Source organism: Dorea sp. AM10-31, assembly GCF_003435815.1.
In the GTDB taxonomy this organism is placed as follows: domain Bacteria; phylum Bacillota; class Clostridia; order Lachnospirales; family Lachnospiraceae; genus Dorea_D; species Dorea_D hominis.
Genome location: NZ_QTUV01000011.1, coordinates 42,972 through 67,768 on the forward strand (window position 1 = coordinate 42,972; position 24,797 = coordinate 67,768).

Here is a 24,797-nt window from a genome sequence, read left to right on the forward strand (position 1 = left end):
TAGAGTAATTTTGTTGTGGAAAATGCATATTGAAATGAGTGGAGGAGATAACCTATGATATCTAATCAAATACTTCAAAACACGATTGAAGGATTGAAAGGGATTACTAGAATTGACTTTTGTATTATGGATACAGATGGTAAGGCCCTTGCAAGTACATTTTCAAAACAGGAGAATTACGAAGACGAGATTCTGTCTTTTGTGGAATCTCCGGCAGACAGTCAGGTAGTACAGGGATATCAGTTCTTTAAGATCTTTGATGAACACCAACTGGAATATATCCTGCTCGCGAACGGCGGCGGAGAAGATGTCTATATGGTGGGCAAGATCGCAGTGTTCCAGATCCAAAATCTTCTGGTAGCATATAAAGAACGGTTTGACAAAGACAATTTCATAAAGAACCTGTTGCTTGATAACCTGTTGTTGGTGGATATTTACAATCGTGCCAAAAAATTACATATTGACACGGAAGTAAGACGTGTTATCTTTATTATTGAGACAAAACACGAGAAGGACAGCAGTGCCCTTGATAATGTGCGCTCACTTCTTGGCGGTAAAGCCAAGGATTTTGTAACAGCGGTAGATGAGAAGAATATTATAGTTGTGAAGGAACTGGAGCCGAATGACGGACATGCAGAATTGGAGAGGATTGCGCAGAATTTCTATAATCTGCTCCGCAATGACGGAGAAGAAGACATTCTGATCGCGTATGGTACGGTTGTCAGTGACATCAAAGAAGTATCGAAGTCTTACAAAGAAGCCAAACTGGCGCTTGATGTGGGTAAGATCTTTTTTGGTGAGAAGAATATTATCGCATACAGTGCGCTTGGCATTGGGCGACTGATCTATCAGCTTCCGATTCCTCTGTGCAAGATGTTTATCCGTGAGATTTTTGAGGGGAAATCACCGGATGATTTTGATGAGGAAACATTGACTACGATCAATAAGTTCTTTGAGAATAACCTCAATGTGTCAGAGACTTCAAGACAGCTCTATATTCACCGTAATACATTAGTTTACCGTTTGGATAAACTTCAGAAAAGTACGGGACTTGATCTTCGTGTATTCGAGGATGCTATTACATTCAAGATTGCACTGATGGTTGTAAAATACATGAAATATATGGAGTCGCTGGAATATTAAATTGCTGGAGTATAATAATTAGGAGGAACATATGATTGAATTAAGAGAAGTAACGAAAGAGTACTCAAAAGGGGTTGCAGCCCTTAATGGTATCAATCTTAAGATTGAACAGGGCGAATTTGTCTTTATTGTTGGAGACAGTGGTTCCGGTAAGTCTACTCTGATTCGTCTGATTATGAAGGAGTTAGATCCTACTTCAGGCACGATCATTGTAAATGGACATAACCTGAACCGTATGAAACATAAAAAGATTCCGTTGTACCGGAGAAAATTGGGCGTTGTATTTCAGGATTTCCGCCTTTTGAAGGATAGAAATATCTATGAGAATATTGCGTTTGCCCAGAGAGTAACCGAGACATCGACAAGAATTATTAAGAAAAAAGTGCCGGCTGCGCTGTCCCTTGTAGGACTTGCACAGAAGTACAAATCATTCCCGAAAGAATTATCCGGTGGAGAGCAGCAGCGTGTTGCAATCGCGAGAGCAATCGTGAATGAACCGGCAATCCTTTTGGCGGATGAGCCTACCGGTAATCTCGATCCGACGAACTCATGGGAAATCATGAAGCTTCTTGAAGAGGCGAATGACCGTGGAACAACTGTACTTGTTGTTACACATAACCAGGAGATTGTAAACGAGATGAAAAAGCGCGTTGTAACGATGAAGAAGGGTGTTATCGTCAGCGACGAGAAAAAAGGTGGGTATAATAATGAGAATTAGCACATTTGGATATTCGATGAAACAGGGTGTGAAGAACATCGGCAGAAATAAGATGTTCTCCATGGCATCCATTGCAACGATGTCAGCTTGTATTTTCCTCTTTGGATTATTCTATTCGATTGTAATGAACTTTAATTACATTGTAGACAAAGCAGAGCAGGGAGTTGCAATTACAGTATTTTTTAACGAGGATGCAACACAGGAACAGAAAGATAAGATCGGAGAGGATCTGAAGAAGGAAGACGGAGTTCTGGAAGTGAACTATATCAGTGCAGAAGAAGCATGGAATAAGTTCCAGGATGACTACTTCGGAGACTCCAAAGAAGCGGCAGAGGGATTTAAAAATGATAATCCACTGGCAAATTCAGACAACTATGAAGTATACATGTCAGATGTATCCAAGCAGAAACAGGTCGTATCTTATGCAGAGAAACTGGACGGTGTACGGAAAGTCAACAAGTCAGATACGGTAGCCAAGACTCTGACAAGTGTGAACAAACTGGTTGGTATCATTTCGGCAGCGATTATTTTGATCCTGCTGGCTGTATCTATCTTTCTGATCAGTAATACAGTAACAATGGGTATTACAGTAAGACGGGAAGAGATTGCGATCATGAAATACATCGGAGCGAAGGACGGTTTTGTGCGGGCACCGTTCGTATTTGAAGGTCTTCTGATTGGTGTGATCGGTGCGATCATTCCACTGGTAATGTTATATTTTATGTATGATAAAGCAGTAAGCTATGTGATGACAAGATACAGTCTGCTGAATAATATCGTGGACTTCCTCCCGGTAATGAGAGTATACCGTACACTTTTACCGGTCGGTATTGCTCTTGGAGTAGGTATCGGTTTCCTTGGAAGTACATTTACAATCCGCAAACATCTGAAAGTTTAGTTGCTTTAGCGTACGAAAGAAGCTGTCAGTGACAGGTTCTTCAGATAGCGCAAGGGTGTAATTAATAAGGGAGACACAGATGAAGAAGAGAAAAAGAATCCTCAGTCTGTTATTGGTATGTGTTCTGTGCTTCAGTATGACAGGGCAGGCACAGGCATCAAAGATCAGTGCCGCTAAGAAAAAAGCGCAGGTGTTACAGTCGAAGAAAAAAGAGGCAGTAGCAGAGAAGAAAAAACTTCTGGAGCAGTTGGAATCTGTATTGGATGAGATGGAAACAACAAAGAAGAAGATCACTGCCAAAGAAGATGAGATCAGTAAAAAAGAAGATGAACTACTGATTGCGCAGGTAGATGAAGACAATCAGTATGAAGACATGAAGAAACGTATCAAATATATGTATGAGAATGGCAATGCTAAATTCATCGAGATTCTTTGCCAGTCGAAGTCGTTGAGTGACTTTCTGAATAATGCAGAGTACATATCGACGATTTCTTCATATGACAGAACTATGTTGAAAAAGTTCCAGAAAGTTGTAAAGAATGTGCAGGCGCAGGAAGAAGTCCTGAAAAAAGAGAATGCCGAACTGGAAAAGATGCAGGATAATCTGATCGCAAAGCAGAGTACTGTAAAACAGATGCTTTCGGATAAGAAGAATGAGATTGCCGGAATCCAAAAGGATATTAAAAAGAATGCAAGCAAGCTGAGCGCGCTTGAACAGGCAGCGGCAGATGCTGCAAGAAAGAAGCAGGAAGCAGCGAGTTCTTATTCATCCGGAGCGGGTGCGTCTGTCGTATCCGGTAATGGAACTTTTACACATCCTTGTCCGGGATACAGTCGCATATCCAGTTATTTCGGATATCGTGAACAGCCACTTGCCGGAGCCAGCACAAATCACAAAGGAATGGATTTTGCGGCGCCGACTGGTACGCCGATTTATGCGGCGGCAGGAGGTACTGTAGTATCTGCCGGATACAGTGGCAAAGCCGGTAACCTGATCGTAATCAATCATGGAAACGGATTATCTACTTACTATATGCACTGCCACAAGATTTACGTCCGGGCAGGGCAGAAAGTAAGCAAAGGACAGAATATAGCAATTGTAGGAACAACGGGTAATTCAACAGGACCACACCTGCATTTCCAGGTTATGTCCGGCGGAGTACCGGTGAACCCGTTGAAATATTTATAGAATAGGACTGACGATTGTGGAACATAAAAAAGGATTTATAAAAGGGGCGCTTACGGGCGCCCTTCTGACATTATTAGTTGTGAGCCTTGCAGCCTGTGGACTGCAGCATATCAATGAAGGAATCATATCATCTGATACAGAGACGAAGTTATCTTATTTGAAAAAACTGATTGATGAGACATATCTGCATGACGTAAAAGAGAAAGATCTCAATGAAGGCATTTACAAAGGCTATGTAGAAGGACTGGGGGACCAGTATTCTGCTTATTACGACAAAAAGGAAACAAAAGAGTTGACGGAAAGCCTGGATGGTTCTTTCAGTGGTATCGGCGCTGTTATGACGCAGGATGCCAGTAGCGGAGTGATCACGATCACACGGGTGTACGATGATTCGCCGGCAAAGAAAGCAGGAATTAAGGCTGGAGATGTCTTGTACCGAGTAGAAGAGAAAACGGTGACAGGAAAAGATCTGGACAAAGTTGTTTCGTGGATCAAAGGTAAGAAAGGAACAAAGGTCAATCTGACACTGCTTCGTGGAACGAACAGTGATAAGATCAAAGTGACAGCTACACGTGACGTGATCAATGTTGAGACGGTGAAATATAAAGTGCTGGAAAATCAGATTGGATATATTTCCATTTCAGAGTTTGATTCTGTGACAGGTGCTCAGTTCGCAAAAGCATTGAAACAGCTGCAAAAGAAGAATATAGAAGGACTGGTCGTAGATTTAAGAAATAATCCGGGAGGAAGTCTCTCTACGGTGTGTGATATTCTTGACAGCATCCTCCCAAAAGGACTGATCGTTTACACGAAGGATAAGAATGGAAAGAAAGAAGAATATACATCGGATGAAAAACACCGGTTAAACCTTCCGATGTCTGTGCTGGTAAATGGTCAGAGCGCAAGCGCATCAGAGATTTTTGCCGGAGCAGTACAGGATTATGGCAAAGCTGAGATTATAGGAACACAAACTTACGGAAAAGGTGTGGTACAGAATCTGTTTGATCTGAAAGATGGCACCTGCGTAAAATTAACGACATCCGAGTATTTTACACCGAAGGGCCGCAACATTGACGGCAAAGGAATCACGCCGGATGTAAAGATCGAATATAAATATAATGCCAAAGATCCAAAGGCAGACAATCAGCTTGATAAAGCGGTGTCTGTTGTAAAAGATAAAATAAAATAATCGATGAAAATAAAGGGAATGCTTTTTTGGCATTCCCTTTTAACATGCCATGTGATAGAATAAAAACGAAAATTTTTCTAAATGAAATCCTGGGAAATCATTTCCGGAAGAAAGGATTATAGATATGACAGTTTTAATTAAAAATGGACATGTTGTAGATCCACTCACAAAAAAAGATGGAGTATACGATGTGTTGGTAGAAGGAAAGAAAATTCAGAAAATTGCAGAGAAGATCGATGAGAAAGCAGACAGAGTGATCGATGCAAGAGGAACTTATGTGTTGCCGGGATTTATTGATCTGCATGTACATCTCAGAGATCCGGGACTGGAATACAAGGAAACACTGGAGACAGGCGGAAGAGCGGCGGTACACGGTGGTGTGACGACAATCTGTGCGATGCCGAATACGAAACCGGTGATCGACAGCCGGGAGAAAGTAGAAGCTGTGCATGAAAGAGCCGTGAAAGAATCACCGGCACATGTTATCCAGCTTGGCGCAGTTACCTGTGGACAGGAAGGAAAAGAACTGGCTGATATTGCAGGAATGGCAGCGGCAGGATGCCATGCGATCAGTGAAGACGGCAAATCTGTAATGAATGCATCTTTATACCGTAAAGGGATGAAAGAAGCGAAGAAGGCAGGAATCAGTGTATTTGCACACTGCGAGGACATTACCATGGTCGAAGGAGGCGTGATGAATGCAGATGAGAATGCGAAGCGTCTCGGACTTAAGGGAATCACAAACTCTGTAGAAGATGTGATCGTTGCAAGAGATATCCTGCTGGCAAAAGAGACAGGCGTACGTCTGCATCTGTGCCACTGCTCTACAAAGGACAGTGTGACGATGGTAGAGATGGCGAAAAAAGAAGGACTTCCGGTAACGGCAGAAGTATGTCCGCATCATTTTATACTGACTTCAGATGATATCAAAGAAGATGATGGAAATTTCAAGATGAATCCGCCGCTGCGCAGCAGAGAAGATGTTGAAGCGCTCCGCATGGGACTTAAGAATGGAATTATGGATGTGATTTCTACAGACCACGCACCACATTCTGAAGAAGAGAAGAACCGTTCCATTGAGAAAGCATCTTTTGGTATCGTAGGTCTGGAGACTTCGGCAGCGCTTACTTATACAGAACTGGTGAAGACAGGCGTGCTCAGTATTATGGATATGGCAGAGAAGATGAGTTATAATCCGGCGCAGATATTGGGGCTTACTGAAAAAGGAGCAGTGGCAGAAGGAAAGATTGCGGATCTTGTAATTTTTGATCCGGATGCTAACTATAAGATTGATAAGAATACATTCTTTTCCAAAGGGAAGAACACACCGTTTGACGGAAGAGAAGTATACGGCCGGGTAGAATATACACTGGCGGATGGTGAAATCGTATATGAGTATCAGGATACCAGAAAGGTGTAGTATGCAACAGCATGCAAGTGTTAGGGCAGAGTATCTTACGATGTGTAACAGTACAGAGAATATAGGAGGAATAAGAGGATGATCAACAAATTAGTAGCAAACATTAAGAAGACAGGGGCACCGATTGTAGTAGGGCTTGATCCGATGTTAAATTATATTCCGGAGCAGGTACAGAAAAAAGCATTTGCTGAATACGGAGAGACGCTGGAAGGTGCAGCAGAAGCAATCTGGCAGTTTAACAAAGCAATCGTAGATAATACTTATGATCTGATCCCGGCTGTAAAACCGCAGATTGCCATGTATGAGCAGTTTGGCATTCCGGGAATGCAGGCATTCAAGAAAACTGTAGATTACTGCAAAGAGAAAGGACTTGTAGTGATCGGAGATATCAAACGTGGCGATATCGGATCAACATCCGCAGCCTATGCAGTCGGACATCTTGGAAAAGTTGCAGTTGGAAGCAAGAACTATGCAGCATTTGATGAAGATTTTGCAACAGTGAATCCATATCTTGGATCTGATGGTGTGAATCCATTTCTGGATGTATGCAAAGAAGAGAAGAAAGGAATCTTCGTGCTGGTGAAAACATCCAATCCATCCAGTGGCGAATTCCAGGATCAGGAGATCGACGGACGTCCGCTCTATGAACTGGTTGGAGAGAAAGTGGCCGCATGGGGCACAGAAGCAATGGGAGACGAATACAGCTATGTAGGAGCCGTTGTTGGAGCAACTTATCCGGAGATGGGTAAAGTACTGCGTAAGATCATGCCGAAAGCATACATTCTTGTTCCGGGATATGGTGCACAGGGTGGAAAAGGAAAAGATCTTGTACACTTCTTTAACGAAGACGGACTCGGTGCGATCGTGAACTCATCCAGAGGAATCATCGCTGCATACAAGCAGGAGAAATATGCAAAATTCGGAGCAGAGAATTTTGCAGATGCATCCAGAGCAGCAGTAGAAGACATGGTTGCAGATATCAAAGGAGCACTTGGTTAAGGAGAAAATAAATGGCTAAAATGGAAAAAGAACAGGCACGTGTCATCTCTCAGGAGATGCTGGCTGCCGGTATATACAGTATGTGGATTCAGACAAAGGCTGCAAAAAATGCAAAACCGGGACAGTTTATATCCATGTATACAAATGACGCAGGTAAATTATTGCCGCGTCCGATCAGTATTTGTGAGATAGACCGTGAGAGTGAGAAACTTCGTGTAGTATACCGGGTAACCGGAGAAAACACAGGTACAGAGCAGTTTTCAAAACTGCAGGCGGGAGATACAATTGATATTGTTGGATCTCTTGGCAATGGATTTCCGCTTGAGAAAGCAAAAGGGAAAAAAGTATTTCTGATGGGTGGAGGAATCGGAGTGCCGCCGATCTTACAGCTTGCTAAGGAAATGGAATGTGAAAAGAAGCGGATCATTGTCGGTTACCGGGATGCGCAGACATTTCTGAGAGAAGAGTTTGAAGCAAACGGAGAAGTTTATATTGCAACAGAAGACGGAAGTGTAGGAACAAAGGGCAATGTTATGGATGCAATCCGGGAAGCAGCTCTGGAAGCAGAGATTATTTACGCTTGTGGACCGGCTCCGATGCTTCGTGCAATCAAAGCATATGCAGCAGAAAATCAGATTGAATGTTATATATCTTTAGAAGAACGGATGGCATGCGGAATCGGTGCCTGTCTGGCGTGCGTCTGCAAATCAAAAGAAAAAGATGCACACAGCAATGTACATAACAAACGGATCTGTAAAGACGGACCGGTATTTCTTGCTACGGAGGTGGAAATCTAATGGACATGAGAGTGAATATTGCCGGAGTAGAATGGAAGAATCCGGTTACTGTAGCATCCGGAACGTTTGGATCAGGAGAAGAGTTTTCCGATTTTGTAGATTTGAATAAGTTAGGTGCAGTAACAACAAAAGGTGTGGCAAATGTACCGTGGTCCGGTAATCCGACTCCGCGTGTAGCAGAAGTATACGGCGGCATGATGAATGCAATCGGATTACAGAATCCGGGAATTGAGCTGTTCTGCGAGAGAGATATCCCGTTTCTTAAAAAATACGATACAAAGATTATTGTCAATGTCTGCGGACATGCACCGGAAGAGTATCTTGCAGTTGTAGAAAGACTTGCAGATGAACCGATCGACATGATGGAGATCAATATTTCCTGCCCGAATGTAAATGCAGGCTTTCTCGCTTTTGGACAGGATGCCGGTCATGTAGAAAAACTGACTGCCCAGATCAAGAAGATTGCAAAACAGCCGGTTATCATGAAACTGACACCGAACGTAACGGATATTACGGAGATTGCAAAAGCGGCAGAAGCAGGAGGTGCAGATGCAATTTCTCTGATCAATACATTAACAGGAATGAAGATTGATATTAACCGAAAAACATTTGCACTTGCAAATAAGACCGGGGGCGTGTCAGGTCCAATCGTGCATCCGATCGCTGTGCGCATGGTTTATCAGGCAGCACAGGCAGTGAAGATTCCGATCATCGGAATGGGGGGGATCCAGTCGGCGGAAGATGCGATTGAATTTTTACTTGCGGGTGCAAGTGCCGTTTCTGTAGGAACAGCGAATTTCTATCATCCGAATATCACAGAAGAAGTGGTTGACGGAATCCGTGCATATATGGAGAAGAATGGCTTTGATAAAGTTTCGGATATGGTAGGAATTGTAAAATAAAACAGATGTCGAAATATAGAAAAAAACAATAAATACTATATAAAAAAACAATTGGATTTTGCCGGAGGACAGCTCTATACTAAAAGAAGATGTAAATGTAGGAGGTAATGAAGTATGTCAATTACAGCTGAAACAGCGAAAGCGCATGCAAAAGACCCTGCAGTTCTTTGCTGCAGAGCAGAAGGTGGAATTACAATTGAACCGGCTAACCTGGAAGATCCGGCAATCTTTGATGAATTAGTAGATTCTGGATTATTAAATCTGGATGGATGTCTTACAATCGAGCAGGTACTGGGAGCAAAACTTACAAAGACAAGTGATTCTCTCTGTCCACTTACTGTAGACAACGTAGAAGGAATCAAAGAAGTTACAGAAGAAGTACCGGCTGAGGAAGCACCGGCAGAAGAAGCTGCAGTTGCTCCGGAAGTGAATGTAGAAGGTGCAGCAGTGACTGTAAAACATGGAAAGGTAGTTATTTCTATCAAAGAAGGAAAAGATATTTATCTTGAACTGCCAGTCTAGTATTAAAAAGGGATGTAAGAAAACTGTCGTACGTATCGCGTACGGCAGTTTTTTTCGTGTCGCGTTTTCCACACGTTGCCTGTAAAGAAAAATTGTGTTATTATTAAAAATAATGATGCCATACGAATTGTTTCGTACTTCGTACTCCCGCAATTCTACCCAATATTCGCATATCGTGAAGCTTATGCTCCACTTTTATGCTCATATCGGGCGGGGCACTAAGCCATAAAACCACTCATGTGCAAGCACATCGTGGTTTCAGGCTTTTGCCCCTGGCATCATATAATGTAAAAAAAATAAGAGCAGAGCTGTAAGAGCAAAACTGCTCACTCATACGGAGGATAGAAAGATGGAGAGCTACAAACAGGAATTTATTAAATTTATGGTAGAAAGCGATGTGCTGAAATTTGGAGAATTTACATTAAAGAGTGGAAGAAAATCCCCTTTCTTTATGAATGCAGGAGCATATGTGACAGGCTCCCAGCTTAAGAAACTCGGAGAATACTATGCAAAAGCAATCCATGATACATACGGAGATGATTTTGATGTGTTGTTCGGACCGGCATATAAAGGTATTCCACTTGGGGTTGTAACTGCAATTGCATACAGTGAATTATATGGAAAAGAAGTACGTTATTGCTCTGACAGAAAAGAAGAGAAAGATCACGGTGCAGATAAAGGAAGCTTTCTTGGAAGCAAATTAAAAGACGGCGACCGTGTGATCATGATCGAAGATGTTACAACATCCGGTAAATCCATGGAAGAGACAGTGCCTAAGGTAAAAGGCGCCGCTGATGTTACGATCGTGGGACTTATGGTTTCTTTAAACCGTATGGAGGTTGGAAAAGGCGGAGAAAAATGCGCACTCGACGAGATCAAAGACCTGTACGGATTCGATACTGCAGCGATCGTTACAATGGAAGAAGTTACAGAGTGTCTGTACAACAAAGAGTGTAACGGAAAAATTGTGATCGATGATACATTAAAAGCAGCAATTGACGCATATTATAAACAATATGGAGCGAAATAATAACGGAGGATTTCACTATGAATGAGAAGATATACAAATCCATGACTTTTGCAGGAGTTTCTAATATTGCAGTTGGAGTTATCGTAGCAGTGGTAGGTGTTGTCACGGGAATTATTACGATCATTAGCGGTGCCCGTCTGCTGAAAGAGAAGAAGAAGCTTACATTTTAAGCATGGACAGATAAATAAGGGGAGTGTACAAAGTGAATTCGGGCAGTAGAAAGAGAATTCGTATATTAGGGAAGATATTATTCGTATTATATATTATTTTTATTATCTATTTCCTGCTTTTTTCTGACTGGTACGGACGTACCGGTCAGATGCAGGAGTATCATTATAATCTCGTATTATTTAAAGAAATTAAAAGATTCTGGTATTATCGGGATCAGGTAGGCATGTTTGCAACATTTACGAATCTGTTTGGAAATGTTGTGATTTTTATTCCGTTTGGATTTTTTATGCCGATGGCAAGCAAACATAGAAGTTTTCTGGCTACATTGTTTTACAGTTTCGGGTTGAGCTTGTGCGTTGAAAGTTTTCAGCTGATCACGAAAGTCGGATGTTTTGATGTGGATGATCTGCTGCTTAATACGCTTGGCGGTGTGGTAGGATATCTGATATTTATCATCTGTGTGGCACTAAGGAGGATACATGGTCGTAAAAAATAAACAGAAAAGAAAAATGATGCGGACCAGATTCGGACAGTCACCAAGGAGACATTCCAGAAAAGGAATGAAATCATGTATACTTGCAGCGCTGTCATTTCTGCTTCTGGTCTTTATGATCTGGATTTCATTTTGTTTAAAAGGAAATGTAAATATCCTGGTCGGTTTTGCAGGACTGTTTACTATGGTGATGGCAGGATATGGCATTTATCAGGGCGTTACAGGACTGAGAGAAAGAGATAAAAATTACATTACGTGCAAAGTGGGAATTGCAGTCTGCAGCGCACTTTTCCTTGGCATGTGCGCAATATTTATCAGGGGGCTTGTTTAGATGATGGAAGAAAGATACAATCTGGCGGTAGACAGAATTGGCGATATTAAGGAAGAAAGAACGGTGGATGTGAAGTTCCGTGACTATTTTGTAAAAGTTGCGGAATTTATTCATCTTATTGATGGGACGAAAAAGAAAATAGAGGATCATACATTTGATGGGATGCAGATAGAAGAACTGGCTGCATGGAACAAGAAGCTTTACAGCGATATCCTTCCGGAACATTACCGGGAGAGCTATGCAAATCCGGATTATGCGGTGGCGCAGCTTGGAGAAGCGTATGGAAGCACACTCAGTGCGCTGTATGCGGAAATACGTGCAGCGATCGTGTATGTATATGAAAAGAAAACAGAATATTTAGATATTCTGTTTGAACTTTTTATAGAGGTATATAATCAGTTCGAGGAAGAAGAAATGCCGGAGCCACATGTGTTAAAGGAGATCCTGTACTGGTACGCCAGCGATTACTGTGATGTTTTTGTGGCAGACCGCATCCATGAGCAGGTAGATGCTACACAGTCTTTTGCAGCAGATCTGATCCTTGGAAGTGATCTTGCAGATCTTCGTTATCTGTATCGCTTTGGAGAGTATATCAGTGACAGTGAGCTGACAACTGCAAAATATCTGTTGTCACTGGATGAAACAACAATTCAGAAGATGGCAGATGTATACACAGAAGGATACCGGATCGGTTTTGTGAATACAGGAAAAGATCTGTCTAAGAAAAAGACGGTCAATATCCGTTATGTATTAGGCTTTGAACGTGTTGTCAAAAAAGCAATTGAGAATTTTGATAAAATGGGGCTTAAGCCGGTTATTTACCGAAGTGGTGTCAGCATGCTGACGAAGAGACAGCATTTGAAGATTGGATACTATGGAGCTATTGCAAATAAACAATATGAGTATGATCACAGAAATGACCAGGCGTTATTTTTGGATAAGAAATTTGTGGAACGCAAATTAGAAGTGATCGCGACTACTTACGAACATCTGAAAGAAGAAGCGGGAGCTTTTGCAGGACCGGCATGCATAGAGATGTTTGGAGAAGTTCCGTTTGTGCCGGAGCAGAAAGAAACAGCTCTGAAATTAAGCGAGAAACAGCAGGAGTTGTCCGTATTTTTTGACGGACGTCAGAGTCGGCTTACGAACACTTATATTCCGGGAGATGAGAGAAGTTTTACGATCATTGCGTATCCGGTGCCGGAGATCGGAGAAGATTACGAGGAGATATTTCAGGAGATTATCCGGATCAATACGCTGGATGCGGGATTGTATGAACAGGTTCAGCAGACACTGATCGATGCACTGGACCGAGGAGAGTCCGTGCATATCTGCGGGGAAAATGGGAACCGCACTGACCTTACTGTACAGCTACACACGCTGAGTGATCCGGAAAAAGAGACAATTTTTGAAAACTGTGTTGCTGATGTGAACATTCCGGTGGGAGAAGTATTTACATCACCGGTACTGGAAGGAACAAATGGTGTACTGCATGTGAGCAAAGTTTATCTGAATGAGTTACAGTACAAAGATCTGGAAATTACATTTTCCAATGGAATGGTTGCAGATTACCGGTGTAGCAATTTCGAACGCGAGCTGGAGAATAAGGAATATATCCGGGATAATGTTTTGTATCGTCATGACACACTGGCACTTGGAGAATTCGCAATCGGAACAAATACGACTGCTTATCAGGCGGCAAAAAAATATGGCATTGAGGATAAAATGCCGATTCTGATCGCAGAGAAGATGGGACCACATTTTGCAGTGGGGGATACCTGCTATAGTTGGTGTGAGGATATAGCGGTTTACAATCCAAATGGGAAAGAAATCATAGCAAGAGATAATTCGGTCTCAATCCAGAGAAAAGAGGATTTGGGAAAGGCGTACTATCACTGCCATACAGATATTACCATTCCGTACGAAGAACTTGGAAAGATCGAAGTAAATAAAAAAGACGGCGGTCATATTTTACTTCTGGAACATGGAAGGTTTGTTCTGCCGGGTACGGAGATTTTAAATGAGCCATTGAAAAATATAGATAAATAATGTAATATTTTCAATAGTAGAAGAACAGAAAGGAAGAGAAAAATGCCAAAAGTAGGAATTGTGATGGGCAGCGACTCGGATTTAAAAGTAATGAGCAAAGCTGCAGCGATGTTGGAAAAATTAGGGATTGATTATGAGATGACGATTATCTCAGCGCACAGAGAACCAGATGTTTTCTTCGACTGGGCGAAATCCGCAGAAGGAAAAGGAATTAAAGTAATCATAGCAGGTGCAGGTATGGCAGCACATCTTCCGGGAATGTGTGCGGCATTATTCCCGATGCCGGTTGTAGGAGTGCCGATGTCAGGTAAGAACTTGGCGGGTGAAGATGCACTGTTTTCAATTGTACAGATGCCACCTGGAATCCCGGTTGCCACAGTAGCAATTGATGGTGGTATGAACGCAGCAATTCTTGCAGCTAAGATTCTTGCAGTTTCAGACGCAGAGCTTCTTGAAAAGCTTAAAGCTTATACAACAGAGATGAAAGAGACAGTACAGGCAAAAGCTGCAAAACTGGATGAAATCGGATACGAAGCATATTTAAATAAATAAAACATACACAAAGGAGACGAGTTATGGATTACAAAAAAGCTGGTGTCGATATTGAGGCAGGTTATAGATCAGTAGAACTGATGAAGGAGCATGTAAAGAAAACAATGCGTCCGGAAGTTTTAGGCGGACTGGGAGGATTCTCAGGAGCATTTTCTCTTACAAAGATTAAAGAGATGGAAGAGCCGGTGCTCTTATCCGGAACAGATGGATGTGGAACAAAAGTGAAACTTGCCATGGTCATGGACAAGCATGATACGATCGGGATCGATGCAGTAGCAATGTGCGTCAATGATATTGCATGTGCAGGTGGAGAACCGTTATTTTTCTTGGATTATATTGCGTGTGGCAAGAATTATCCGGAGAAGATCGCAGCAATCGTAAGTGGTGTTGCAGAAGGATGCCTTCAGTCAGAGGCGGCGCTGATTGGTGGAGAGACAGCAGAGCATCCGGGACTTATGCCGGAGAATGACTATGATCTGGCTGGTTTTGCAGTTGGTGTCTGCGATAAGAAAGATATGATCACAGGGGAGAATTTAAAAGCAGGCGATGTACTGATTGGTATGGCGTCCAGCGGTGTACACAGTAATGGTTTTTCTCTCGTCCGCAAAGTTTTTGAGATGACAAAAGAATCTCTGGATACTTATTATGATGAACTTGGCAAGACGCTTGGAGAGGCGTTACTTGCTCCGACAAGAATCTATGTAAAAGCTTTAAAGAATGTGAAAAATGTCGGTGTAACAGTAAAAGCCTGCAGCCATATTACCGGTGGTGGATTTTATGAAAATATTCCTCGTATGCTCATTGACGGTATGCATGCAGTTGTAGAAAAAGACAGCTATCCGGTACCACCAATCTTCAAACTGCTTGCTGAGAAAGGCGATATTGAAGAGCAGATGATGTACAATACATACAATATGGGATTGGGTATGATCGTTGCAGTTGATCCGGCAGATGTTGATAAGACAATGGAAGCAATTAAGGCAGCAGGAGATGAACCGTATGTTGTAGGACATATTGAAGCAGGAGAAAAAGGAGTTACCTTATGCTAAATGTAGTTGTAATGGTATCCGGCGGAGGAACGAATCTTCAGGCGATCATTGACGCAGTTCATTCCGGCAAGATTACAAATACCCGGATTGCAGGTGTGATCAGCAATAATCAGAATGCATATGCACTGACAAGGGCAGAGGAGAATGGTATTGCTGCACAGTGTATTTCACCTAAGCAGTTTTCAGACAGAACAGAATTTAACAGGGCACTGCTTGATGTGGTTGATGCGATGGAACCGGATCTTATCGTGCTGGCTGGATTTCTGGTTGTAATTCCACCGGAGATGATCCGTAAATATGAACACCGTATCATTAATATACATCCGTCTCTGATCCCGTCTTTTTGCGGGACTGGATATTATGGACTGAAAGTACATGAAGCGGCACTTGCAAGAGGTGTGAAAGTGGTCGGCGCGACCGTGCATTTTGTGGATGAAGGAACTGATACAGGACCGATCATCCTGCAGAAAGCGGTGGAAGTACAGAATGGAGATACTCCGCAGATACTTCAGCGACGTGTGATGGAGCAGGCAGAGTGGCAGATCCTGCCAAGAGCGATTGACCTGATCGCTAATGGAAAAGTAAGTGTGACAGAAAGAATTGCAACAGTGAATGAATAAGTGGAGGACGAGAAGATGAATGTATTGATCGTAGGTAGTGGCGGAAGAGAACATGCAATTGCTTATTGTGTAGCAAAGAGTCCGAAGGCAGATAAGATATACTGTGTTCCGGGGAATGCAGGAATAGCACAGATTGCAGAGTGTGCGCCAATCGGAGCGATGGAATTTGACAAAATTGTAGCTTTTGCAAAGAAAAAGGACATCGATCTCGTTATCGTCGGAATGGATGATCCTTTGGTAGGCGGACTGGTAGATGCGCTGGAAGCAGAAGGTATTCGTACATTCGGACCAAGAAAGAATGCAGCAATTCTGGAAGGTTCAAAAGCATTTTCCAAAGATCTGATGAAAAAATACAATATTCCAACGGCTGCTTATGAGAATTTTACAGATCCGGATAAGGCACTTGATTATCTGAAGACAGCAAAGATGCCGGTTGTATTAAAAGCAGACGGATTGGCACTCGGAAAAGGTGTACTGATCTGCAATACACTGGAAGAGGCAAAAGAAGGCGTGAAGACGATTATGCTGGATAAGAAATTTGGCTCTGCCGGTAACGAAATGGTGATTGAAGAGTTCATGGTTGGACGTGAAGTCTCTGTCCTTTCTTTCGTAGATGGAAATACAATTAAGACAATGACTTCTGCACAGGATCATAAACGTGCAGGAGACGGAGATACAGGACTTAATACCGGCGGAATGGGTACATTCTCGCCAAGCCCGTTCTACACAAAAGAGGTAGAAGATTTCTGTAATAAATATATTTATCAGGCAACGGTTGATGCCATGAAAGCTGAAGGAAGACCATTTAAAGGTGTGATTTTCTTCGGACTCATGCTGACAGAAGCTGGTCCGAAAGTGTTGGAGTACAATGCCCGATTCGGAGATCCGGAAGCACAGGTTGTCCTGCCACGTATGAAGAATGATATTTTGGAAGTAGTAGAAGCCTGCATAGATGGAACGCTTGATCAGGTAGATCTGCAGTTTGAAGACAATGCAGCAGTATGTGTCGTTCTGGCAAGTGATGGATATCCGGTCAAATACGAAAAAGGAATTCCAATCCACGGTCTGGAAAAATTCGATGATGCAGACGGATATTATTGTTTCCATGCAGGGACGAAAGAAAACGATGGACAGATCGTCACAAACGGAGGACGTGTTCTTGGAATTACTGCAAAAGGAAAAGATTTAAAAGAAGCCCGTGCAAATGCTTATGCAGCAACAGAATGGGTAGAATTTGCAAACAAATATATGCGTCATGATATCGGTAAAGCGATTGACGATGCAATGTAAAATATAGTATTTATTAAAAACATAAAAGCCAGCTTCCGGTTAGCGGATGATGTGTCTCTGTATCAGGATACATCATTCGCTAACCGGAAGCTGGCTTCTTGTTATGGCGGCATCTGACGACCGCTAATCAACGAATAAAACTCACAGAGCGTGTTTTGACGTTAAACATATCAATATGTGCCCAGCTCACTTAAGTACTGGTCGATTTTTTTCAGCCGCTTCTCAATGCCCTTCACATGGTGGCTGATCGTATCAAGCAGTGCTTCACATGCAAACTGTGGTGCGACAAGAGAATTGAAAAAAGCATTGCTGTCAACCGGAACTGTAATCAGAACAGTGGCATAAGGTGCGAGAAGTGCACTTGGCTTGTCTGTGAAAAGAATAATCTGTGCGCCGGCATCACATGCCATCTGTACAGCAAGTTTATCCATGGAAGAGTACCTTGGAAAGCTGAATACGATCAGGCAGTCCTCTTTTGAAATATTACACATATGATCAATCGGGCTGATGGAAGCGGAAGAAGTGCTTTCCACTCCGCGTACCATATGCTTCAGGTACAGAAGGAAATAATCGCCCAGACATGCATTGCCGCGGGATGCAACGATATATTTGTGTCTGCTGTTGATAATAATATTTGCAGCTTCATCAAAAGCAGAAGTTGCATTCTGCGAAAAAATAGTATCCAGATTTTTCGTTGTATTTTTATAATGTCTTTTAATATAATCTGAATTAGTTTCCAATTTTGCCTGCTTGGCAACTCGCTGTGAAGGTACAGTAATGGAGCTGGAAATGCTCAGCACCTTATCCTGATAATCCTTTCGCAGGGATTTCTGGAATTCCATAAATCCACTGTAACCCAGAGAGCGGCTGAACCGTACGACAGAAGATTCGCTTACGCCAAGAGTGTCGGCGATATCCGTTGAAGTCATAAAGCAGGCATCGGCTGAATTGTCCAGAACATATTTGGCAATCAGCTTCTGCGTTTTTGTCAGAGTTGCATTATGTATTGTTTCTCTTAGTTCTTTCATAGTCTATTCCTCAGTTTTTTTACATATAAATAGAAATGAGATATTTCTAACTTAAATTTAATCATGAAAAGCCTAAATATGCAAGTGCAATTGTAGGTACAATTGACATATTATTAACGAAAATAAAACTTTCGTGAAATAAATAACTTTTATTGCATAACAGAAATGGTTGTGTTAGTATAATTTTAGAGATAAATGAATAATATTCTTCATAAAAAAAGAAAGATGAAAAATATTATCCCGGAAACTAAAAAGAAACGACATCAGTAAAACAGGAGGTAGTAAAAATGAAAGTTGGATGCGTAAAAGAAATCAAAAACAATGAATTTCGTGTAGGTATGACCCCTAACAATGTAAAGAGTTATAAAAATGCAGGACATGAAGTTTATATCGAAAAAGGCGCAGGGGTTGGCTCCGGCTTTACAGACAAAGAGTATGAAGATGCGGGCGCAATCATGATTGATTCTGCAAAAGAAGTATGGGACACCGTTGAGATGATGATCAAAGTAAAAGAGCCTCTTCCGGAAGAATATCCATTATTCCATGAAGGCCTGATTCTTTATACATATTTACATCTGGCAGCGGACAAACCGCAGACAGATGCACTCCTGAATGGAAAAGTAAAAGGCGTTGCATATGAGACATTGATTGAGCGTGACGGAAGTATTCCGCTTCTTGCACCGATGAGCCAGATTGCAGGCCGTCTGAGTATTCAGGAAGGCGCGAAATACCTCGAAAAACGTTTTGGCGGAGAAGGTGTTCTCCTGGCAGGTGTTCCAGGTACACCAAAGGCTAATATTGTAATCTTAGGCGGTGGTTCTGTAGGAACGAACGCATGCAAGATCGCAGTAGGTATGGGTGCCAATGTAACAATCCTTGATATCAATTTAAAGAGACTTGCATATCTGGATGATATTTTTGGAGCAAGAATCCAGACACTTGCATCTAATGATTCCAATATCGAACATGCAGTAAAAGAGGCAGATCTTGTAATCGGTTCTGTTCTGATTCCTGGTAAATCTGCACCGAAGCTGTTTAAAAAAGCATATTTAAAAGAGATGAAACCAGGTGCTGTATTTGTTGACGTGGCAGTTGACCAGGGCGGATGCGGTGAGACAACAAAAGTTACGTATCATGATGATCCGATTTTTATTGAAGACGGAATCGTACATTACTGTGTAGGAAATATGCCTGGAGCAGTTCCGAGAACATCTACAATTGCGCTTACGAATGCAACATTAAGCTATGGACTTCAGATTGCAGGAAAAGGTCTGGAGCAGGCTTGTAAAGATAACGAAGTGATTTTCTCAGCAATTAATACATACGATGGAAAACTGACATGTAAGAACGTTGCAGACAGTTATGACTGCTACGAATATGCAGATATCCATACACTCGTATAAGAGAGAAATTTCCAAACTTAATTCCTTCAAAGTTGCGAAAGAGAGCTTACAGTTTTTATTGTAAGCTCTCTTTAATTGTGTTATAGTGGTTGTATAACAAAATGAAAAAGGTGATAATGTGCTGATAGAAGTTGATTTTAACAGCGATGAAGCAATCTATGTACAGTTGCAGAACCAGATCATTATGGGAATTGCAACAGAGATGATCAAAGAAGGTGATACGCTTCCGTCGGTCAGACGTCTTGCAGACAATATAGGGATTAATATGCATACGGTGAACAAGGCATATTCTATTTTAAAGCAGGAAGGCTTTATACAGCTTGACCGCAGACGAGGTGCTGTGATCGCCATAGACGTAGACAAAGCGAGAGCGCTTCTGAAGTTGGAAGAACAGTTAAGAATCCTTCTGGCAAAGGGATGCTGTAAGAATATAACCAGAGAAGAAGTTCATACTCTGGTTGATGAGATTTTTGATGAATACGGGAAAGGAAAGACAGAATGATTTATACAGAACAGGCAAAAGAGGCGCTTCGCCTGTCCAGGACAATTGCGAAGGAGCTGCATCATCCTTATATAGGAACTGAGCATTTACTGCTTGCATTACAGAAAGTATTTACAGGTGTTGCAGGACAGGTGCTGGCAATGAACCGTGTGGATGAAGAACGTCTCGTGCAGGTTATTAATGAACTTGTAACTCCGGTTGCAGGTATACAGACGATTGACAGCAGAAGTATTAAGAACAGTCCAAGATTGGAATTTGTGTTAGAAGAGAGTAAGATAGAAGCAGTGCGCGTGCATGCAGATAAGATAGGAACAGAACACATGCTCCTTGCGCTTGTGCATGATGCAGACTGTGTGGCGGCAAGAATATTGCAGACGTTAAATATCAGTCTGCAGAAGATATCGCAGGATATCTGGCTTGTATCCGGTGTTGATCCGAGAGAGATGATGGAGGATATGGCAGCAGATGCAGGTGGAAGAAAGGATTCCGTGCTGGATCAGTATGGAACAGATCTGACACTGCGTGCAGAAGAAGGCAAATTAGATCCGGTGATCGGACGAGAGAAAGAGATTGAGCGTCTGATGGAGATCTTAAGCAGAAGAACAAAGAACAATCCGTGCCTAGTCGGCGAACCGGGGGTAGGAAAGACCGCAGTGATCGAAGGTCTTGCAGCCCGAATTGCTGCAGGAATTGTTCCGGAAAATATGAAGAACAGGCGGATCTATACGATGGATCTTGCGGGAATGCTTGCAGGCACGAAGTACCGCGGAGAATTTGAAGAACGTATGAAACGGCTGATTCGTGAAGTAGAGAATGCTGGAGATATCATTTTATTTCTGGATGAAGTGCATACGATCATTGGCGCAGGCGGCGCAGAAGGTGCGATGGATGCTTCTAATATTTTAAAACCATCGCTTGCGAGAGGAGAACTGCAGCTTATTGGTGCAACAACGATTTCTGAATATCGCAAATATATAGAGAAAGATGCTGCATTGGAGCGCAGATTCCAGCCGGTTACGATTGAAGAGCCGGATGAGAAGAAGTGCACAGAGATTTTAAAAGGATTAAGAGCCGGCTATGAGAAGCATCATCAGGTAGAGATTGATGAAGAAGCGCTGGATGCTGCGGTGAAGTTATCTGAGCGCTATATCAGTGATCGCTTTTTGCCGGATAAAGCCATCGATGTTCTTGATGAAGCGTGCGCGAAAGTACGGTTGCGTGGATTCAAGGCACCGGCATCTGTATATGATCTGGAGGAACGTCTTGTAAAAGTAAAGACAGATCTGGAAAATGCGATCCGCAGCGGTGATATGTCGGAAGCCAGAGAGAAGAACCAGGAAAAAGAGCAGATCCAGAGGAAATTAGAACGGACGCAGGAGCGCTTCCGGCGGAAGAATAAGGAAAGTAAATTTACTGTCACAGAAGATGATGTTGCAGATGTTGTAGCTGAATGGACGAAGATCCCGGTACACAGACTTAAGGAAGAAGAAAGCGTGAGACTTAAGAAGCTGGAGGCAACGCTTCATAAACGTGTAGTCGGTCAGGAAGAAGCCGTTACGGCGGTGGCAAAGGCAGTAAGACGTGGACGTGTCGGTTTGAAAGATCCGAACCGCCCGATCGGTTCATTCTTGTTCCTCGGACCAACTGGTGTAGGAAAGACAGAGCTTTCAAAAGCGCTGGCAGAAGCAATGTTTGGAAGTGAAGAGTCTATGATCCGGGTAGATATGTCCGAATATATGGAAAAACACAGCGTGGCAAAACTAATCGGATCTCCACCGGGATATGTCGGGCATGAAGATGGTGGTCAGTTGAGCGAGCAGGTGCGCAGACATCCATATTCGGTTGTATTGTTCGACGAAATTGAAAAAGCGCATCCGGATGTATTTAATATATTGTTACAGGTTTTAGATGATGGACATATTACAGATTCACAAGGAAGAAAGGTAGATTTCCGTAATACCGTGATTATTATGACATCGAATGCCGGAGCACAGGCGATCATTGATCCGAAGAAGCTTGGATTTAATGTGAAGGAAAATGCGGCCGATGATTATAAGCGGATGAAAGATAATGTCATGCGTGAGATCAAACTGATCTTCCGCCCGGAATTTTTGAACCGTATTGATGAGATTCTTGTGTTCCATCCGCTTGGAAAAGCAGAGATCAAGAAGATTGTCGGAATGATGTGCCGCGAACTTACGAAGCGTGCGAAAGAACAGCTTGGAATTAAACTGACGATCCGTGAATCTGTGAAAGAGTATATTGCAGAAACGGGAATGGATCAAAAATATGGCGCAAGACCGCTCAGAAGAGCGGTACAGAACCGGCTGGAGGAACCACTGGCAGAAGCACTTCTGAATGGAGAAGTAAAAAAAGACTCCGAAATAGTAGTCGGAATGTCTAAAAAAGAAATAAAATTTATCCCAAAAGCTACAAAATAAAAATGTTTTGATATATAATAGGGATACGAAAGAAGAACTGTAGGAGGACACATGAAATGGCAGCTGTGAAAGAATTATTAAGAGCTGAGAATGATGGAACATTAAGCTTTGGAGATTATACATTAGGGAGTAAGACCAAACTGGACGGTTTTGAATTTCAGGGAGACATTTACAAAGTAAAGACATTTTCTGAGATTACCAAACTGGAGAAGAACGAAATGTTCGTATATGAATCCGTACCGGGAACAGCAGTTACGAATTTTAATGCATCTGAACAAGTCGTTACATTTTCTGTATCAGCAATGCAAGATGTTCAGTTTACACTGGAACTGGAGGCAGATACCGAATATGTAGTATATCTGGATGATGTGAATGTCGGAGATATGAAGACGAATCTGAGTGGTAAGCTGAGCGTCAGCGCTGAACTGGAACCAGAGCGTTCGATGGAAGTTAAGATCATTAAAAAATAATCCCGACCGATTATTGATATTGATGGAAACAAAGTGAAACAGAAAAGTCAAAAAGGGCTGCGAGAGAGCAGCTCTTTTTTTACCAAATTGTAGGAGCGTTAGAATGGCAAAAGCAAAGAAGAGTGTATATTTCTGTCAGAACTGTGGGCATGAAGAGTCAAAGTGGCTTGGGCAGTGCCCGATGTGTAAGGAATGGAATACATTTGCAGAAGAAAAGGTAGTATCGATAAAAGGACAGAAAAGTTCGGGGGAAAAACAGGTACAGGCAGTAACTTTGTCGAGTGTGACAACAGACGAAGATGAGAGAATGACAACAGAACTGGTAGAACTGGACAGGGTGCTTGGTGGAGGAATTGTGCCAGGATCACTGGTCCTGGTTGGCGGAGATCCCGGAATTGGTAAATCGACATTACTTTTACAGGTTTGTCAGAAACTTTCTGCAATGAATAAAAAGGTGTTGTATATTTCAGGAGAAGAATCTCTGAAACAAATAAAACTGCGTGCGAACAGGATGGGTGAATTTTCAGAAAATCTTTATCTGTTATGTGAGACAAGTCTGAATCTGATCCAGACAGCAATCGAACGGGAAAAGCCGGATGTGGTAGTGATTGATTCAATACAGACAATGTACAATGAAGAGATTGGATCGGCGCCGGGGAGCGTTTCGCAGGTGCGGGAATCTACGAACGTATTTATGCAATTGGCAAAAGGTATGAATATTGCGATTTTTATTGTCGGTCACGTGACAAAAGAAGGTACAGTTGCAGGACCAAGAGTTCTGGAGCACATGGTAGATACCGTGCTTTATTTTGAAGGGGACAGACATGCTTCTTACAGAATACTTCGAGGAGTAAAAAACAGATTTGGTTCCACGAATGAAATTGGCGTGTTTGAAATGAGAAAAGAAGGCCTTGTAGAAGTTGAGAATCCGTCAGAATTTATGCTGAGCGGCAAACCGGAAAATGCATCGGGATCGGTTGTTGCCTGTGCAATGGAAGGGACAAGACCAATGCTGATGGAAATTCAGGCGCTGGTTTGTAAAAGTAATTTTGGAATGCCGAGAAGAACGGCAGCAGGAATTGACTATAACAGAGTGAATCTGCTGATGGCGGTTCTGGAAAAAAGAGTCGGATTGCCGTTATCCGGTTATGATGCGTATGTAAATATTGCCGGAGGAATTCGTATGAATGAGCCGGCAGTAGATCTTGGAATTATAATGGCAGTTGCGTCAAGTTATAAAAATCGTCCTGTAAGTGAAGATACGATTGTGTTTGGTGAAGTTGGGCTCAGTGGTGAGGTGCGTGCAGTAACCATGCCTGAACAGAGAGTTGCAGAGGCTAAGAAGCTTGGATTCAAGGTGTGCGTGGTCCCGGAAGTGTCGTTGAAATCAATTGGTAAAGTAGAAGGAATAGAAGTAATTGGCGTAAAAAGTGTAAATCAGACGATGAACTTATTGTAAAAAATAATTATCAGAATATTCGGAATTGAAGAAATTATAAAAACATTATTGACAATTATGAATTGTAGTGGTATTCTAATATAGCTGTCGCGTGAGACACACCTGAGAAGCGTAGATGTCACACGGAAGACA

The 24,797-nt window shown here is 42.3% G+C and carries 24 protein-coding genes and 1 pseudogene; 24 read left to right on the forward strand and 1 reads right to left on the reverse strand.

Annotation, left to right across the window (positions count from 1 at the left end; translation table 11 throughout):
* Positions 1–54: 54 nt before the first annotated feature.
* From DW125_RS12970 to purD, 19 genes and pseudogenes are all read left to right on the forward strand, one after another.
* Entirely contained in the window at positions 55–1,143 is a 1,089-nt protein-coding gene (locus tag DW125_RS12970) for a PucR family transcriptional regulator (RefSeq protein WP_117538406.1), read from the forward strand.
* A 31-nt stretch (positions 1,144–1,174) separates the two neighbouring features.
* Positions 1,175–1,861 carry a cell division ATP-binding protein FtsE gene (ftsE, locus tag DW125_RS12975; RefSeq protein WP_021861335.1) on the forward strand — a complete coding sequence of 229 codons (687 nt, stop codon included), beginning with the start codon at positions 1,175–1,177 and terminating at the stop codon, positions 1,859–1,861.
* Positions 1,851–2,759 carry a permease-like cell division protein FtsX gene (ftsX, locus tag DW125_RS12980; RefSeq protein ID WP_117538407.1) on the forward strand — a complete coding sequence of 303 codons (909 nt, stop codon included), beginning with the start codon at positions 1,851–1,853 and terminating at the stop codon, positions 2,757–2,759. The genes ftsE and ftsX overlap by 11 nt, the downstream gene beginning before the upstream one ends.
* A 79-nt stretch (positions 2,760–2,838) precedes the next feature.
* Complete coding sequence (locus DW125_RS12985) at positions 2,839–3,948, forward strand: murein hydrolase activator EnvC family protein (protein ID WP_117538408.1); 1,110 nt, start codon at positions 2,839–2,841, stop codon at positions 3,946–3,948.
* 16 nt (positions 3,949–3,964) lie between these two features.
* Positions 3,965–5,137 carry a S41 family peptidase gene (locus DW125_RS12990; RefSeq protein WP_117538409.1) on the forward strand — a complete coding sequence of 391 codons (1,173 nt, stop codon included), beginning with the start codon at positions 3,965–3,967 and terminating at the stop codon, positions 5,135–5,137.
* Between the two features lie 124 nt (positions 5,138–5,261).
* Entirely contained in the window at positions 5,262–6,557 is a 1,296-nt protein-coding gene (locus DW125_RS12995) for a dihydroorotase (RefSeq protein ID WP_021861339.1), read from the forward strand.
* A gap of 78 nt (positions 6,558–6,635) precedes the next feature.
* Positions 6,636–7,556: an orotidine-5'-phosphate decarboxylase gene (pyrF, locus tag DW125_RS13000; RefSeq protein ID WP_117538410.1), complete on the forward strand. Its 921-nt coding sequence runs from the start codon at positions 6,636–6,638 to the stop codon at positions 7,554–7,556.
* A gap of 11 nt (positions 7,557–7,567) precedes the next feature.
* Positions 7,568–8,353 (forward strand): dihydroorotate dehydrogenase electron transfer subunit, encoded by a 786-nt coding sequence (locus tag DW125_RS13005; protein ID WP_117538411.1) that lies wholly within the window; start codon positions 7,568–7,570, stop codon positions 8,351–8,353.
* Positions 8,353–9,255 (forward strand): dihydroorotate dehydrogenase, encoded by a 903-nt coding sequence (locus DW125_RS13010; protein WP_021861342.1) that lies wholly within the window; start codon positions 8,353–8,355, stop codon positions 9,253–9,255. The genes DW125_RS13005 and DW125_RS13010 overlap by 1 nt, the downstream gene beginning before the upstream one ends.
* Before the next feature lie 114 nt (positions 9,256–9,369).
* Positions 9,370–9,774, forward strand: a pseudogene (locus DW125_RS13015) (sugar transporter); the annotation flags it as partial.
* Positions 9,775–10,126: 352 nt separating this feature from the next.
* Positions 10,127–10,807, forward strand: coding sequence for an orotate phosphoribosyltransferase (pyrE, locus tag DW125_RS13020; protein ID WP_021861344.1), 681 nt, complete (start codon positions 10,127–10,129; stop codon positions 10,805–10,807).
* Between the two features lie 17 nt (positions 10,808–10,824).
* The gene (locus DW125_RS14125) at positions 10,825–10,977 is read left to right on the forward strand and encodes a hypothetical protein (RefSeq protein ID WP_021861345.1); all 153 of its coding nucleotides are present in this window, start codon (positions 10,825–10,827) and stop codon (positions 10,975–10,977) included.
* Between the two features lie 32 nt (positions 10,978–11,009).
* On the forward strand, positions 11,010–11,474 hold the full coding sequence (locus DW125_RS13025; RefSeq protein WP_117538413.1) for a VanZ family protein: 465 nt from the start codon (positions 11,010–11,012) through the stop codon (positions 11,472–11,474).
* Complete coding sequence (locus DW125_RS13030; protein WP_021861347.1) at positions 11,458–11,802, forward strand: DUF6142 family protein; 345 nt, start codon at positions 11,458–11,460, stop codon at positions 11,800–11,802. The genes DW125_RS13025 and DW125_RS13030 overlap by 17 nt, the downstream gene beginning before the upstream one ends.
* The gene (locus DW125_RS13035; protein WP_117538414.1) at positions 11,803–13,851 is read left to right on the forward strand and encodes an aminopeptidase; all 2,049 of its coding nucleotides are present in this window, start codon (positions 11,803–11,805) and stop codon (positions 13,849–13,851) included.
* Positions 13,852–13,893: 42 nt separating this feature from the next.
* Positions 13,894–14,403, forward strand: a complete 510-nt coding sequence (gene purE, locus DW125_RS13040; protein WP_021861349.1) for a 5-(carboxyamino)imidazole ribonucleotide mutase — start codon at positions 13,894–13,896, stop codon at positions 14,401–14,403.
* Between the two features lie 23 nt (positions 14,404–14,426).
* Positions 14,427–15,452 (forward strand): phosphoribosylformylglycinamidine cyclo-ligase, encoded by a 1,026-nt coding sequence (gene purM, locus DW125_RS13045; protein WP_117538415.1) that lies wholly within the window; start codon positions 14,427–14,429, stop codon positions 15,450–15,452.
* On the forward strand, positions 15,446–16,072 hold the full coding sequence (gene purN, locus DW125_RS13050; protein WP_117538416.1) for a phosphoribosylglycinamide formyltransferase: 627 nt from the start codon (positions 15,446–15,448) through the stop codon (positions 16,070–16,072). The genes purM and purN overlap by 7 nt, the downstream gene beginning before the upstream one ends.
* 15 nt (positions 16,073–16,087) lie before the next feature.
* A complete protein-coding gene (purD, locus tag DW125_RS13055) occupies positions 16,088–17,362 on the forward strand; it encodes a phosphoribosylamine--glycine ligase (RefSeq protein WP_021861352.1) in 1,275 nt (424 codons plus the stop codon).
* Positions 17,363–17,532: 170 nt separating this feature from the next.
* On the opposite strand, the gene DW125_RS13060 is transcribed toward purD, so the two are convergent.
* Positions 17,533–18,390: a MurR/RpiR family transcriptional regulator gene (locus DW125_RS13060; protein WP_117538417.1), complete on the reverse strand. Its 858-nt coding sequence runs from the start codon at positions 18,388–18,390 to the stop codon at positions 17,533–17,535.
* A 287-nt stretch (positions 18,391–18,677) separates the two neighbouring features.
* On the opposite strand from DW125_RS13060, the gene ald reads away from it, so the two are divergent.
* From ald to radA, 5 genes are all read left to right on the forward strand, one after another.
* Complete coding sequence (ald, locus tag DW125_RS13065) at positions 18,678–19,793, forward strand: alanine dehydrogenase (RefSeq protein WP_021861354.1); 1,116 nt, start codon at positions 18,678–18,680, stop codon at positions 19,791–19,793.
* Between the two features lie 118 nt (positions 19,794–19,911).
* Positions 19,912–20,295 carry a GntR family transcriptional regulator gene (locus tag DW125_RS13070; RefSeq protein WP_021861355.1) on the forward strand — a complete coding sequence of 128 codons (384 nt, stop codon included), beginning with the start codon at positions 19,912–19,914 and terminating at the stop codon, positions 20,293–20,295.
* Positions 20,292–22,736, forward strand: coding sequence for an ATP-dependent Clp protease ATP-binding subunit (locus DW125_RS13075; RefSeq protein WP_117538418.1), 2,445 nt, complete (start codon positions 20,292–20,294; stop codon positions 22,734–22,736). The genes DW125_RS13070 and DW125_RS13075 overlap by 4 nt, the downstream gene beginning before the upstream one ends.
* A 56-nt stretch (positions 22,737–22,792) precedes the next feature.
* A complete protein-coding gene (locus DW125_RS13080) occupies positions 22,793–23,206 on the forward strand; it encodes a hypothetical protein (protein ID WP_021861357.1) in 414 nt (137 codons plus the stop codon).
* 103 nt (positions 23,207–23,309) lie between these two features.
* Entirely contained in the window at positions 23,310–24,665 is a 1,356-nt protein-coding gene (gene radA, locus DW125_RS13085) for a DNA repair protein RadA (protein ID WP_117538419.1), read from the forward strand.
* The last annotated feature ends 132 nt before the right edge of the window (positions 24,666–24,797 follow it).

What these genes read in the sequence shown, in the direction of transcription:
- DW125_RS13035 (WP_117538414.1), top strand. Translation starts at nt 11,803, where the DNA reads ATGATGGAAGAAAGATACAATCTGGCGGTAGACAGAATTGGCGATATT.
- DW125_RS12995 (WP_021861339.1), top strand. Translation starts at nt 5,262, where the DNA reads ATGACAGTTTTAATTAAAAATGGACATGTTGTAGATCCACTCACAAAA.
- DW125_RS13030 (WP_021861347.1), top strand. Translation starts at nt 11,458, where the DNA reads ATGGTCGTAAAAAATAAACAGAAAAGAAAAATGATGCGGACCAGATTC.
- DW125_RS13075 (WP_117538418.1), top strand. Translation starts at nt 20,292, where the DNA reads ATGATTTATACAGAACAGGCAAAAGAGGCGCTTCGCCTGTCCAGGACA.
- DW125_RS13010 (WP_021861342.1), top strand. Translation starts at nt 8,353, where the DNA reads ATGGACATGAGAGTGAATATTGCCGGAGTAGAATGGAAGAATCCGGTT.
- pyrE (WP_021861344.1), top strand. Translation starts at nt 10,127, where the DNA reads ATGGAGAGCTACAAACAGGAATTTATTAAATTTATGGTAGAAAGCGAT.
- DW125_RS12970 (WP_117538406.1), top strand. Translation starts at nt 55, where the DNA reads ATGATATCTAATCAAATACTTCAAAACACGATTGAAGGATTGAAAGGG.
- purE (WP_021861349.1), top strand. Translation starts at nt 13,894, where the DNA reads ATGCCAAAAGTAGGAATTGTGATGGGCAGCGACTCGGATTTAAAAGTA.
- DW125_RS13060 (WP_117538417.1), bottom strand. Translation starts at nt 18,390, where the DNA reads ATGAAAGAACTAAGAGAAACAATACATAATGCAACTCTGACAAAAACG.
- DW125_RS14125 (WP_021861345.1), top strand. Translation starts at nt 10,825, where the DNA reads ATGAATGAGAAGATATACAAATCCATGACTTTTGCAGGAGTTTCTAAT.
- purM (WP_117538415.1), top strand. Translation starts at nt 14,427, where the DNA reads ATGGATTACAAAAAAGCTGGTGTCGATATTGAGGCAGGTTATAGATCA.
- ald (WP_021861354.1), top strand. Translation starts at nt 18,678, where the DNA reads ATGAAAGTTGGATGCGTAAAAGAAATCAAAAACAATGAATTTCGTGTA.
- ftsX (WP_117538407.1), top strand. Translation starts at nt 1,851, where the DNA reads ATGAGAATTAGCACATTTGGATATTCGATGAAACAGGGTGTGAAGAAC.
- purN (WP_117538416.1), top strand. Translation starts at nt 15,446, where the DNA reads ATGCTAAATGTAGTTGTAATGGTATCCGGCGGAGGAACGAATCTTCAG.
- DW125_RS13005 (WP_117538411.1), top strand. Translation starts at nt 7,568, where the DNA reads ATGGCTAAAATGGAAAAAGAACAGGCACGTGTCATCTCTCAGGAGATG.
- ftsE (WP_021861335.1), top strand. Translation starts at nt 1,175, where the DNA reads ATGATTGAATTAAGAGAAGTAACGAAAGAGTACTCAAAAGGGGTTGCA.
- purD (WP_021861352.1), top strand. Translation starts at nt 16,088, where the DNA reads ATGAATGTATTGATCGTAGGTAGTGGCGGAAGAGAACATGCAATTGCT.
- DW125_RS12985 (WP_117538408.1), top strand. Translation starts at nt 2,839, where the DNA reads ATGAAGAAGAGAAAAAGAATCCTCAGTCTGTTATTGGTATGTGTTCTG.
- pyrF (WP_117538410.1), top strand. Translation starts at nt 6,636, where the DNA reads ATGATCAACAAATTAGTAGCAAACATTAAGAAGACAGGGGCACCGATT.
- radA (WP_117538419.1), top strand. Translation starts at nt 23,310, where the DNA reads ATGGCAAAAGCAAAGAAGAGTGTATATTTCTGTCAGAACTGTGGGCAT.
- DW125_RS13080 (WP_021861357.1), top strand. Translation starts at nt 22,793, where the DNA reads ATGGCAGCTGTGAAAGAATTATTAAGAGCTGAGAATGATGGAACATTA.